At 42.1% G+C, this 14601-nt stretch carries 8 protein-coding genes; 1 reads left to right on the plus strand and 7 read right to left on the minus strand.

Going from position 1 to position 14601, the window contains the following annotated elements; translation table 11 throughout:
- Window positions 1–45 precede the first annotated feature (45 nt).
- From N6H18_RS15710 to N6H18_RS15740, 7 genes are all read right to left on the minus strand, one after another.
- Window positions 46–915, minus strand: coding sequence for a pirin family protein (locus N6H18_RS15710; protein ID WP_262309233.1), 870 nt, complete (start codon window positions 913–915; stop codon window positions 46–48).
- A gap of 263 nt (window positions 916–1178) precedes the next feature.
- Window positions 1179–1526: a tellurite resistance TerB family protein gene (locus tag N6H18_RS15715; protein ID WP_262309234.1), complete on the minus strand. Its 348-nt coding sequence runs from the start codon at window positions 1524–1526 to the stop codon at window positions 1179–1181.
- A gap of 152 nt (window positions 1527–1678) precedes the next feature.
- Window positions 1679–3472 carry an SLC13 family permease gene (locus tag N6H18_RS15720; RefSeq protein WP_262309235.1) on the minus strand — a complete coding sequence of 598 codons (1794 nt, stop codon included), beginning with the start codon at window positions 3470–3472 and terminating at the stop codon, window positions 1679–1681.
- An 80-nt stretch (window positions 3473–3552) separates the two neighbouring features.
- Window positions 3553–3984: an RrF2 family transcriptional regulator gene (locus N6H18_RS15725; protein WP_262309236.1), complete on the minus strand. Its 432-nt coding sequence runs from the start codon at window positions 3982–3984 to the stop codon at window positions 3553–3555.
- Window positions 3985–4094: 110 nt separating this feature from the next.
- Window positions 4095–5786 (minus strand): sodium:solute symporter, encoded by a 1692-nt coding sequence (locus N6H18_RS15730; protein WP_262309237.1) that lies wholly within the window; start codon window positions 5784–5786, stop codon window positions 4095–4097.
- Window positions 5787–5918: 132 nt separating this feature from the next.
- The gene (locus N6H18_RS15735) at window positions 5919–8399 is read right to left on the minus strand and encodes a PIG-L family deacetylase (RefSeq protein WP_262309238.1); all 2481 of its coding nucleotides are present in this window, start codon (window positions 8397–8399) and stop codon (window positions 5919–5921) included.
- Between the two features lie 324 nt (window positions 8400–8723).
- Window positions 8724–12932 carry a S8 family serine peptidase gene (locus N6H18_RS15740; RefSeq protein WP_262309239.1) on the minus strand — a complete coding sequence of 1403 codons (4209 nt, stop codon included), beginning with the start codon at window positions 12930–12932 and terminating at the stop codon, window positions 8724–8726.
- Between the two features lie 206 nt (window positions 12933–13138).
- On the opposite strand from N6H18_RS15740, the gene miaB reads away from it, so the two are divergent.
- Entirely contained in the window at window positions 13139–14596 is a 1458-nt protein-coding gene (miaB, locus tag N6H18_RS15745) for a tRNA (N6-isopentenyl adenosine(37)-C2)-methylthiotransferase MiaB (RefSeq protein ID WP_262309240.1), read from the plus strand.
- Window positions 14597–14601: the final 5 nt, after the last annotated feature.

A 14601-nucleotide genomic window follows, 5' to 3' on the forward strand; every position in this document is an offset into this window, starting at 1 on the left:
GATTCAGGCTATTTGGACATGGATGAAGGGCTACTGAGCCTCAATTCAAGGAAAAGGAATGTAGGTATTATCTCCTGCTACTTTTGGAAATCTCTTGGCCTGCCAATCTGCTTTGGCTTGCTGCAATTTTTCTTTGCTGGAGGAAACAAAATTCCATAAAAGGAAACGCTCCTCTGGCAAGGGCTCTCCACCGAAAAGCAACAATCTCGTACCTTTTTTTAGTTCTATGCCGCACTCTTCATCGGTCTTGCTAATCATCATCTGACCAGCTTCGATGGTTTCTCCTTCGTCAGTGATGCTGCCTTTTACGATCACAAAGGCTACCTCTCCTTTGAGTTGGTTCTTTAGTTCCAGATGCGTGTCGTTTGTCGCATGAACATCCACCATAAATAGACTGGAATACCCTGTCAAAGGAGATTGTCTTCCAAAGGCAGTACCAGCAACCAGTACGATAGAGAGTCCTGCCTCCTCCCATCTAGGTAGATCTTGGGCTGGGTAATAGTCAAACCTCGGTTCCATGTCTTCCTTATCTTTGGGTAGAGCTACCCAAATCTGGTAGCCATGCATGCTGTACTTCGCACCGTCTCTTTGCTCTACAGGTGTACGTTCGGTGTGGGTCACTCCTTTGCCAGCCGTCATGAAGCCCGCATCACCAGGATGAATCACCTGAAATGATCCCGTGCTATCTCTGTGCTCAATCTCACCCTCAAAGAGATAAGTAAGGGTAGACAAACCAATATGAGGGTGTTGATCCACATCTATGTATCTGCCTGTCGTGATAGCTGCCGGTCCCATGTGATCGATAAAGGTGAAAGGTCCAACTTGGCGCTTTTCTCGAAAGGGCAACAATCGTCCTACCATGAAATTGCCCAAATCTCTTTGGCGCTCATTGACCAGCATTTTATTGTTACTCATAGCATGATTTTTTAGTTAGTTCTTTACATTTTCTTTCATTCGACTAAACTTGGTCGTATTGGGTACGACACTTCTCATTGAATCATACGTAACCCTCCAGTAACAAAAGACTATGAAAACAAAATGGCCACCAACCATTGGTGACTATTCTATAAGGTTTGATGATTGTCAACGAGTGTAGAAAGCTAAGTTCGATTTTGAATATCCTTTCAAAAGCTTTTTGAAGGGTTTAATTAACCATTCATTTTGCCTATGATCTGGAACTAACCTAACAATCTTTTTCTGAATTGATCTATCAATGCACGTTCTTGACTCACTATACCTCCGTGTGCTTCAGCGACATTTTCCAGCAAATCCAAGAACTGTTCGTAGTGTACTCTGACATCATGTCGGTCAAACACCTCCATGGATTCTTCGAATAATTCTATGGGGTCAGTGCCCATCTCTCGCTCCACCTCAAACGACAGCTCCAGTTCTTGTGCCCATTGATTTTCATCTATGACTTGGTGTATGATAGCTAGTTCCTCCTCTTGCACCTCTCCGTCACATTTGGCTACTGCATAGAGGATTTTACCAAATGTATCGATTAGCTCCTTTTGTAGTTGTATCATTGATGATTGAAATTAGTGGATGATGGTAAATATAACAGGATTCTATCAACTCAGAGAAAAGCAGTGCAATGATTTACGAGAATCCAAAGCAATATTTACGAGCACAATCCCAAGAGGTATTGCTTCTCCAAACATTAACAACCAGTGCCTCACTAAAATCCATAAATCATGGGAATAAAAATAGTCGCCAAAATCCAAAACAAGATATTGAGTACTGTCCCTACTTTCAAGAAATCACGGAATTTGTACTGACCAGCACTGTACACCATCGTATTGGTTTGATAACCGACGGGTGTCATGAAACTAGCTGAAGCAGCAAATGTGATTGCCATGATAAAAGGCATGTGACTCAACTCTAGAGTATGAGCTGTAGCCAATGCAATAGGTGCCATGAGCGCAGCTGCCGCATTGTTGGACATGATTTCGGTGAGCAAAGATGTGACCAAATACAACCCTGAAACAATGGCCATAGGCCCCCAAGGCCCAAGTTGGCCAATCAAAGTATCCGCAATCAAAAGATCCAAACCAGAATTACTCATTGCAGTACCCAAACTCAAGGCTCCCGCCAATAGGAAGACTACCTTCCATCCAATGGCATCATAGGCTTCTTTCATATCAATGACCCGCAGTAATACCAGAGCCACCACTCCTGCTACGGCACCCATCATGACATGCAAAATGTCTGTGCTAGCCAATACAATCACCGCCAAGGTCACAACCATCACTATGTAAAATTTACGCTTGTCAAACGTAGTGACCACATCCTCCGACAACAAAATAAAGGGTGCTTCTTTGCCCTTTTCAATCTGTTTCAATTCCTTCAAGTAGTGATTTTTGACCTCCGCCAAAATGATATCACCAGCCTTCAATTTTACTCGGTACAATTGCTCGTGTTTGATTTGCTCTCTGTGCTTGATTGCTAGAGGAACAGCACGATATCTACGTCTAAAGTCTGTTTCTCTCAAGGTCTTTCCCTCCATCTCTGACTCAGAGGTCACGACCAACTCTATGAGGGTAGTATTTTCATTTTTCTGTACCTCCTCACTGGACTTTTCTGTGGATGCAATGTTGATTTTGTCTCTATCCTTGAGCGACTTGATCTTCTCTACATTGCACTGCACTTTCAACGTATCGTTTTCTCTAAGGACAAAATCGCCCTGAGGCAAAGAGAACACGCTACCATATCTTCGTACCTCGATCACATCCATTTCTAGCTCCCTGACGAGCTCCGAATCCATGATCCGTTTATCAATATATGCCGATCCAGCCAGCAATTCGATCTCTGTGATATAATCTCTAATCCCAAATTTTTCGGAGAGATCCTTTTTGTCACGATTGCCAGGCAATAGTTTAATTCCCAAAAAAACCATGTAGATGGTACCAACTCCAATAAATATCAACCCCATAGGAGTCATATCAAACATGGATATAGCTTCCAGACCATGTTGCTCTACGATCCCACTGACCAACACGTTGGTTGAAGTACCTATCAGTGTACAGCTCCCACCAAATATCGAAGCGAAAGACAATGGAATCAGCATTTTGGACGGACTTTGACCTGATGAATGTGCGATCTGTACCAAAATAGGAATAAACACTGCCACCACAGGTGTATTATTGATAAAGGCAGATATGATCGCAATGATGAGCATCATCGAGATGATTCCTACGTTGAAATTGTACTTGAATGTGGAGGTCAGTCGGTGAGCCAGTGCCTGAAGAGCACCTGTTTTGAGCAAGGCCGCACTGAGTACAAACATGAATGTCACGGTAATGGTAGCCTTGTTGCTAAAGCCAGCTACCCCCTCCTCCGCTGTAACGACTCCAGTGAGCACCAGCGTCACCATGATCATCAACGCCACCAAATCTATGGAAAGAATTTCCGTAGCAAACAGCACGATCGCTACCGCAATCACGCCCAGTGTAATCATTGCATCAATACTCATACTTCGGTTTCTTTCAAATGGTTTATGGTCGCAAATATAATATAGTCTATATACTTAGTAGAGTTATAAGGGAAATAAAATTATTCTACCTTCCTTTTCTCTCGTCTAATAATCTCTTCGAGTGTCGCGTGTTTCAACAAATCAACGGTTTTGTTTCTGACTTCAAAAAAAACATCCCGTATTCCACAAGTCTCCTCATCATGACACTCATCACACTTTTCGTAATACAAATACGAAACACAAGGCAACAAGGCAATCGGTCCATCAATAAATCTCATCACATCTGCAAGATTGACGTCCTTTGGTTCTTTGAGCAAATAATAACCACCACCTCTGCCCTTTTTGCTTGCTAGTATAGCTGCTTTCTTTAGCTCCAAAAGAATGGTTTCTAAGAATTTCTGTGGAATATTTTCTGATTTGGCAATGTCACTGATCAACACAGGGCTATTGTCTTCTTGTTTGGCCAAATAGACTAGAGCATTTAAGGCATACTTGGTTTTCTTAGAGATCATAAACAAGATTAATCAAAATATAGCTGAACCAAAAGATTGGAATCACTTTGCTGGTAACAACGATTATTTTGGAAGAAAAAAAGACTACTAAATCTGACAAGCGATATGATTTAATCCTCCTTCATAGCAGTATTTGGAATCACCAATTGAATCAATATCGCAATCAACATTACTCCTGCACAACCGATCACATTGAACCAAAGATAACCTATATCTGATGTCAAAAATAGAGTCAAGACCATGCCTTGAGATACTATTGCTGCCCAAAAAACCGCACTTCCTCTTACAAACTTGACAAAAAATGCCACTAGGAATATCCCTAAAATGTTGCCGTAAAACAGAGACCCTAGAATATTGACCATCTCAATCAAATTCTCAGACCTATGCGCCATAAACGCAAACCCAATCGCTAGCATACCCCACAAAGCTGTAAGTAACTTGGACACGACCACATACTGAGAATCCGTCGCATGAGGATTGATTATGTTTTTATAAAAATCTATGGTGGTAGTAGATGCCAAGGCATTGAGCTCGCCAGAGGTCGAAGACATCGCCGCAGAGAAAATCACCGCTATCAATAGACCTATCAGCCCTTCAGGCAGATAATTCAATATAAAAGTCAAAAAGACATAATCTGAGTCCTTGGTTTTGATAGAACTGTCATTTTCCACAATCAGATCTCTTATTTTTTGTCTGTTTTGCTCCAGATCTTTGCTTGACTGAATCAAATGGGTACGTGTGCTTTCTTGAGCGGCAACATCCGAACCTGCCTCTCCAAACGCAATTGCAGCTTCCTTTCTTTGCTCAAACAGTTGTTCATGTTTGTTAATTATCTCTTCTGTTTGCTGGGGTACTTTCTGTTGGAGATCAATCACCGAGTTTTGGTTGAAATGAACTGGAGATTGATAAAAGATGTAAAACACGTACAACATCGCACCTGTCAGCAGAATAAAAAACTGCATCGGAATCTTCAAGACGGCGTTGAACATCAGACCCATTTTGCTTTCTGCTGTATTCTTCCCTCCCAAATACCTTTGCACCTGAGATTGATCCGTCCCAAAGTACGAAAGAGCCAAAAACAACCCTCCCAAAATACCCGACCAAACGGTATATCTCTTTTCAAAATCCAAAGAAAAATCCACAGTATTCAACTTGTCAAGACTCCCCGCCAGTTTCAATGCTCCAGTAAAAGACACGAATGGGCTGAGGTAATAGATGATATACCCAAAGGCTAAAACCATCCCAATCAAAATTACCGCCATTTGATGCTTTTGGGTAATACTCACCGCTTTGGTACCTCCACTGACAGTATAGATAATCACCAAAATGCCCACCAGCAAGATCGTATAAGTCAATTCCCAATTGAGAATCGTCGACAAAATAATTGCAGGAGCATAAATAGTGATCCCTGCAGCTAGACCTCTCTGTATCAAAAACAGAAACGCTCCCAACAGACGAGTTTTGTTGTCAAATCTACTTTCTAGGTATTCATAAGCAGTATAGACTTTGAGTCGATAGTAAATAGGGATGAAAACAAAGGAAACTATGATTAAGGCGATTGGGAGACCAAAATAATTTTGCACGAAAGCCATTCCGCTCTCATAGGCTTGTCCAGGTGTCGAAATGAAAGTAATTGCACTCGCCTGAGTTGCCATGACAGACAGACCAATGGTGCCCCATTTCATACTGTTGCCTCCCAACAAGTAATCCTGCATGTTGTTAGTCCCTAGCGTTTTGTACACACCATAGCCTACAATCAACCCAAGGGTTCCAAACAACACAAATAGATCAAGAATGCTCATGAATAAGATTGGCTAAACCAGTACAACAACATAATAATGACAAACAAGGTAGAGAGTACAAACCAATACATCTGCCTCCACCTTTGAAAAAACGGTGGCTTCTCTTCCTGTTCTATTTTGGGGATGATGGGTTTATTTTCCAATGGAAATCAAGTTTGTGTAGATTCTATACGCTCCTGGAACACCTGCTGGCAATTGTCTGAACCAAGAGTAACCTGTGTAGATGTAATACCCCTTGCCATACTTAGCCACCAAGAGACCTCCATTTCTTGGGTCTTCGCCTGGGTCATTGGACGACAACACCGCGTCAAACTTGTCATCCCATTCGTTGGGGAAATATAATCCTCTCTCCTGTGTCCAATTGTCAAAATCAGCAGCACTGATCTGGTTGGGTGTATTCAATACTGGATGACTTGGTATCAAGACACGAATTTCCGCCTCTTCTACAGAGACCCGATCACGGGACAATTTGAGTGGGTATGGTGCAATCTCCTCTGTCACCAAACGATGTGAGGTATTGTACTGCACGATCACAGTCCCTCCATTTTTGACATAAGTCATCAAATCCTTGTTCTCAAACTTGAGATTGTTTCTGGTATTGAAGGCTCTGATGCCGAGAATCACCGCATCATATTTGGTGAGTAAATCGACGCTGATTGACTGATCATTGACCACATCCACCTGATAACCAATCTGTCTCAAACTGGCAGGGATATCATCTCCTGCCCCTTCTATATAAGCGATTTTCTGTCCCTTTTTCTTCAAATCAATCTTCACCACCTTGGCTGTAGCTGTCGGCAAAAGTGTTTGTTTGGGAATGTGATCATAGGAGATCGTTTCCAGTTGGTAGGAATACCCCTTGCCCTCTACAGTCGCTACTGCGGTGATTTCACCCTCTGATTGTTGACTTGGAGGTGTCAACAAGAATTTGTAGACGGCCTCTTGGCCTTTCGCATCCAGCGAAAACTTGTGAGCTTTAGGTTTTGATTTCCATCCCTCTGGCAAATCCAATGTCAACTCACCTTGTAATCCATCTCTACCTGAGATCACTTTGATACTGACTTCCTTTTCGGCTCCATTGGCAAACACCAATACTTTGTCCTGAATATTGGTAAATACAGGTGGTGCAATCACGACAGGGTCATACACTTCTCCCTCCACAGGATCATTTCTTTTGTACACTATAGGCAATTTGTAATCCAAATAGGTCTCTCCTATTTGAATGGTAAAGACAGACTGCAAGGCTGGATCATTCTCAGGTTTGCCTATCAGATTGACATCATCGACACGGTACATACCCAATGTCCCTTTGTCCTTGAGCCAATAAGGTTGAGAATAATCCATTCCCTCCTTCAATTGATAATTTTTGTCCATGTTGAGCGGGCGGTTGTCATACAATCTCTGCCCCACTTTGAAAGTTTGTATTCCCACCACATCAATAGCACTGAGGCTTACTTCCAATTGGGATCGATTGATGGCCTCTATACTCAATTTGATCGAATCTCCTGGCACATATACTTCAGCATCCGTTTTGGCCTCCATATACAATCCTGCACATTCTTTGATCAATTCCTTGATTTCATGTTGTTTCAGTTCCTTCCAATATGGATTGTCGATCTTTTGGAGTTCGTTGTATGCTTTGATCAAATCTGGGATGATGATTTCAGGTTGAGTAGGATCATAATTCATCAAGGCTTTGTCGACATGGTATCCCACTTTATGTCCCCCCTTGATTCTCGCCCAAGTAGTTGTGATCTCGTTAAACAATTCTGTGGTGGAGGTATCCCCTAGGACAGGAATCAAATATTCCATCGATTCACCTCTGCTTCCAGTCGTTCCAAATCCTTGGCTTTTGTGACAGCTGCGACTCTCAGCAGCGATTTCAGTATAAGACTGACCCAACAATGGGTTGTAACCTCCCAAGTCAATTGCTAGCAAACCAGTAGGGTCAAATACCCCATTCTCATCTCTAAAAAAATATGGGTGAGTATTAAAAACCAATCTTTTGGCCTGCCAAACACCGTACTTATCTGCAGACTCGGGAAATGCTGTAGGATCTGCTGCCAATGCAAATGCCTCCCTTGCTAAAATCGCAGAAGCGGTGTGATGTCCATGTCCTCCTCGTCCATCCTCTGGAAAACGGGTAACAATGACATCAGGCTTATGTTTCCGATACACTCTTACAAAATCACTCAGTACTTCCTCTCTGTTCCAAATATTGAAGGTCTCTTCTGGTTTTTTGGAATAGCCGAAATCATTGGCACGGCTAAAATATTGTTGTCCTCCGTCGATCCTGCGAGCTGCTAACAACTCTTGCGTACGGATCACGCCGAGAGACTCTCGGATCTCTGAACCTACAAGATTCTGCCCTCCGTCTCCACGGGTAGCCGAAAGATAGGCCGTATTATAATGCTTCTCGTTGGCAAGATAGGTAATCAAACGTGTGTTCTCATCATCAGGGTGTGCCGCAACATACAACACAGAACCCAACACATTGAGCTGTTCTAATTTATGTAATATTTCAGCCGAATTGGCTTGCTGTGGTTTTTGAGAGTAGGAAAAGAAAGGTAAAAAAGAGACTAAGATGACAAAAGATAGTCGTGTAAAATTCATAAGATTTTAGTTCTGCTAAAAGATTGCTGCAAGTAACGAAAGCTAAATTAACGACGTTTTATGGATTGGGTTTGGATAAGACAAAAAAAACCCTGATTCCTACCTCTAGAAATCAGGGAGTAGTTTGACCTACTTTAACCTAACCTTTTCTTGAATAAAATGTGCTTGAAGCAGATTTATAATATCTTTTGGATGAAATGAAGTCTGTGCATCATACAGTAGTTCAAGTCATTAGGATAAAAGTAATACCATACACCGTTAATTGCAAATGATTTCTCTCGAAATGTGCGTTTATGTAGAATAATATCAAAAACTAGGTGTGAATTATATCTTCACAAATCTGCGGCGAAACTCCTCATCATTCCATCTACCCTCTAAAAAATAAACTCCACTTGGTAAATGAGAAACAGAAACTGCAGTCATACCATCATCCCAAGAAACCCATGAAATCTCATACCGCTGTCCCAACACCGAAAACACTTGCAATCCTTGGATTGCTTTGTATTCCACATCTATATGTAGCAAAGAATTGGCAGGATTAGGATATACCTCCATTTGATTACTTTCAGTTCCGGACAAAACTGTCGACGAAACCCTGTAATCCATGACCAAGGTATCATAACAACCCAACTTACTCATAGCAACCAATTCCATGGCATAGTTTCCTGCATCGAAAAAGGTATAATTTAGAGTTTTGGTTGTCTCTATCAATTGTCCGTCCATATACCATTGGTAAGAAGCTATCTCAGAGTCTGGACTGGCGGAGAAGCGAGCATACTGACTCTCTGCCAAGATCAATTGATCGGGAGAGGCTGTGAGTGTTGGATCAAAGGAATTGACTTTGATCTCCAACTCTACTGCGGCACTTTGGTGGTAATCAGTGATGTTGGTTATATAAAATGAAGTATCAGTCAATACCGGCCCCAAATAGGCCTGCTTTCCCTTAGCTACCAATCGTGTCAATCCCTCATCTGCATAAAATGCAAAATACTCCCCGTACCTGGGTTGGGACCATACTAAGTCCTTTTCGCAGACCCTTCTTATGGTATTTTGATTGACTCCTGGCTGAGTACTAGTCGCAAAACTCACCCGCTCACTTACTTTTGACTCACAGCCGTCCATACTCGTAGCTGTCAACAATATTTCCATCTGTGTCAGTGCACTCACCACACGAGTCAATGTCATGTTATTACCCGCAGACACGCCGTTGAGTTGCCATGATCGTGTCGCTGCATGGGTACTTTCGTCCGAAATCCATATCATCTCGCTGGACGAAAGATCTATGGTGTCTGGTAGGTATCTAAATCTAGCCATGATCGGATCCACTGTCACCTCAACTGGTATTTTCACGCTTTCATTTTCGGTAGCCGTAGAGCTGACGTAGTAGGTCTGAGATTCGTATAGAGCAGGCGTCTCCCATTCGCTTCCTTCAAAAAATGGCTGGGTTGCATGAGTACTGTTGTAAAAGCGCAAATCACCTGAACTCGCAGATGATATCACAACTGTTTCACCAGAACATACCCGATAGGTTTGAAACACAGGCGCTGCTCCTCGTTGTTTGACTTGAAAAAACAACTCTCCCAAGGCCTCACAGCCCAATTCCGTCACGATGGCTAGTTTCACTGTGTAGTCTCCTTCATTACCAAATGTCACAATCGGATTTTTAGCCTTGGAATAAAAACCATTGGAAAAATCCCACGACCATTTCGTGGCAGTCAAACTCTCATCTATGAACTGTACCTTGTTGGCTGGATTATCTCCCAAGTAATACACCGTAGGGTCTGCCCTCATCACTACCTCGGGATTGAATATTTGTAAAAACATGGCGTACAAATCAGAAAAATATCCGTCTACATATTCCCTATAATACAAAACCGTATTACTATCAAAACCAACCAAACTCAAATCAGAGCCCGATTCAATCAAGTTGGATTCTGATTTGTCATCATAGATGTAAAAGTCAACTGAATTCTCCAATGGAACCGCTGCATTCTCACAGGCAAACTGTGACCAATTCAATGCGGGGTTTTCTAGAAAATCTTGGTACTTCGCACGAGCTTTCTCCAAGTTCGAAATCAACTCTGCTGAAGAATAGCCAAAAAGCGTCACAAAGGTCACCTTTTCTGATGCATGAGCGGCCAAAGTCGACAAATCGGCCGTTAGCATCATGGCTACATCATTACCCTCTGCCCCACCCGCGCTCAACTTGTCGGTAGTCATCAGACTCCATTTGGTCGCATCAGATACAGAACTAGCCAAATCAAGGAGATTTCCATTTGCATCAAACAAATCAATGGCATGAAATATAAGGTCTTGTTCTGTCAACAGTGCCACGCCCACCATCAATTGACCTGCAGTTTGGGTATGAGTGTAACCCATCTCATTTGTAGCATCCCATGTCACCCAATTCTGAACACTTTGCAACACATTCAGATTCGCATAATACCCCATCTTCAGAATCGCAAGGTCAGTATCAGTGACATTGGTCACTCTGTACTCTTGGATCAGAAAATCATTATTATCATCATCATCCCAAAGCATGAATTCTTGCTCAACGAGCAAGCCTTGCACTACCAATGCAGCACTATCCGTAAAAATACCTCTGGCATATTCATCTACATCCTCGCGGTTGTACAATCGGGTATTCGTACTCGCCAAAAAATCCTGATCCCGCTCTCCTGTAAACAGATTGTTGATTATGTTGTCAGAAACTCTATCTGCCTGCGTACCTATGGCAATACCTATCGAGCTTGCGATTTTCGCATTTTTATATTTTAAACCAAACCTATCAGCCGATGACTGATCTTCTTCATAACACAGGTTAGCTTTAGAAGAAATGGTTTGTTGGATTGTCCCGTTGCTGATGCTGTGAAAATCTTGGGCTGTGGTCATATGAAAGTATTGAAAATCATCATACCCTTCATTGTCATGATAACTCATTCGAAAACTTATTCGGGTATCAGCGGGCACATCTTTTTTGATCACCACTTTGACATTGATGTTGCGAAGCGTATCAAAGGCATACATATTACCTAATACCAGTTCACTGTTGATTGGATGTGCCAACTCGGACTCACAAGTGATCGTGACTTTGGTCCCTTTGAGGTCTCGTAGGATATTGACGAAATTCAGGGAAACGTTGACAGTATCACCACCAAAAACCTCTCCATCAAAACTCGTTGTAATCTCTGTATCAAAACTTCTCATAGCAGCTACATTCTTTTCCGAGACTGCTCTAAATACATTCAAACGACCCTTACCTAGCATGCCATAGTAATTGCTATTGTTTCCTTTGTCATATACATCATCAGCCGTCATTCTGATCTGTTCTATGATTTGGATGGCGTTGTATTTTGGGAACACACTCTTCACCAAAGCAGCTGTGGCCGCAACTAATGGAGAAGAAAAAGAAGATCCTTCTGTAATTGTGTAGTTGTTATTGATATTGGTGGTAAAAACGTCCTTACCTGGAGCCATGATATCTACATAATAGCTCCAACTGGCCTTGGTTGCTTTTTCATCATTATTGTTGCTCTTGGCCACTGATAGTACATGGTCATAACTAGCTGGATAAAAGTCCAATTCAGCATCAGTATTTCCTGCTGCGGCTACCAAAACTGCATCTTTCTCTAACACCACATAATTGATAATTGACTGGGCAATAGACGAGTACGAGCCATCAGAACCCCAAGACAAATTGATCACATCACAACCTCTGTCTGCAGCATAAATGATAGATTCGTACGAATTATTAAAAATCCCATCAGAGGATTTAGCCAGTTTGACGGGCAAAAATTTGCTTCGATATGCCAAGCCAGCAATCCCCTTACCATTGTTGGTGGCAGCTGCTGCCATCCCAGCTACATTTGATCCATGAGAATACTGCTCCGATGGTCGATATGTCGGATCATTGTCACCATCTGCTACATCCCATCCATAGTAATCATCAATGTACCCATTACCATCATCATCTACCCCATTGATTGGATCATCCAAATTCAAATAAATCTTGGAAACCAAATCTTCATGATCCATGTCAAAACCTGTATCACTCACTCCAATCACAATCGTCGAATCGCCTCGTGTCACGTCCCAAGCATCATATGCCTGAATCACAGCCAAATAATCTTGTTTGGCAATTTGTTCATCATTGGGGACAACCAAAATTTGAAATTCTGGTTCACGTTCTACGACTTGTACATTGTCATAACCTTGCAATTCTTGAATCAACTGATCGGCTTGTGATTCCTCTACAGACAATCGATAAATTCCCTTTAGGTATTTGCTCTTAGGCTGTTGTAAGCTCCGAGACTGGGGATTTGGCTGACCTGTTGACTCCATCGATTCCACCTTGGAGACGGCCTGATGAGTTCTGACGGATTCAATGGTTATATTATTTGAGACAGTTCTGCCGGTGCTTGATTGGGGCACATCTTTCATCATCAGGTACAAGGTCGACTCCTGCCCCTGTGCAACAGTCACTTGTAACCCAATCCACAGCAATATTATGCTTATATATTTTAGTTTTTTCAATCGAAAACAGAACTCAAATCAGAACTCAAAATTACAGATTAAATACCAAGCAACTAGCTGAGGTTTGGCAGATAAAACTGATGAATGATAAATGACAAATGAATCCATAAGTAATTGACCGAATGATCTGACAATATGTCGTGTTTTTCTATCTTTGCGGTTCGAGTAAAATAAAGAATTACCCAAAGAGCTAATAAGACGAAAGAATGAAAGGACTGATCAGTGATTTAGACATTCTAAGTGGAGAGGAACAGAAGCAAGAAGAAGTTCACATTACCAAAGAAGAGGGAAATACAGGCAAGAAAAAGCTATATATAGAAAGCTATGGTTGCCAAATGAATTTTTCGGATAGCGAAATCGTATCCTCTATTATGAAAGAGCAAGGCTACACCACTACTTCTTCCTTTGAAGAAGCAGACGTGACCTTCCTCAACACCTGCTCCATCCGCGAAAAAGCTGAAATCACCGTCAGGAATCGTCTGGCACACATCAAGGGATCTAAGAAAAAAAATCCAAACATGGTGGTAGGTGTGCTCGGCTGTATGGCTGAGCGTCTCAAATCAAAATTACTCGAAGAGGAAAGAATCGTAGATTTGGTCGTAGGACCAGATGCCTACAGAGATCTGCCCAACTTACTCCAAGAAGTCGACTCTGGACAAAAAGCAGTCAACACCTTCCTATCCAGAGAAGAAACCTATGCTGACATCAGCCCTGTCAGACTCAACTCCAATGGTGTGACGGCCTTCATCTCGATCATGAGAGGTTGTGACAACATGTGCTCATTTTGTGTGGTGCCTTTTACCCGAGGGAGAGAAAGAAGCCGCGACCCACATTCGATCATAGCTGAGGCGCAAGATTTGTTTGACAAAGGATACCGTGAAGTAACCCTGCTCGGCCAAAATGTAGATTCTTACAAATGGTCTGAAGAGCAAAACAACAAAGCCAAATTGGAGAAATCTGACATCCAAGAAATCACCAACTTTGCACATCTATTAGAGAAAGTTGCTCTGGTCAACCCACTACTGAGAGTGCGATTCTCTACTTCACATCCCAAGGACATCACCGACGAGGTATTGTACACTATGAAAAAGTACGACAATATCTGTAAATATATCCACCTGCCTGTGCAAAGTGGAAATTCCAGAATCCTTGAAATGATGAACAGAACCTATGATAGAGCTTGGTACATCAATAGAGTCGATAAAATCAAAGAAATTCTAGGGGAAGACTGTGGCTTATCGAGTGACATGATCGCAGGATTCTGTACAGAAACAGAAGAAGAACACCAGGACACGCTGTCTTTGATGAGATATGTCAAGTACGACTTGTCCTACATGTTCTACTACTCAGAAAGACCTGGCACACTAGCGGAAAAGAAATACGAAGATGACATCCCTATGGAGGTCAAAAAACGCAGACTCACCGAAATCATTGATCTACAAAACCAAACTTCAGCTGAGAGCAACCAACGAGACATAGGCAAAGAGTTTGAAGTATTGATAGAAGGAGTCTCCAAAAAATCTTCAGACCAACTGTTTGGAAGAACAAGTACTAATAAAGTGGTGGTATTTGACAAAGCCAACCACCAAAAAGGTGATTACGTACATGTCAAAATCACAGGGTGTACAACAGGTACATTGTTTGGGAGTTTAATCGAAAACTAAATCGA

Source organism: Reichenbachiella agarivorans (genome assembly GCF_025502585.1).
In the GTDB taxonomy this organism is placed as follows: Bacteria; Bacteroidota; Bacteroidia; order Cytophagales; family Cyclobacteriaceae; genus Reichenbachiella; species Reichenbachiella agarivorans.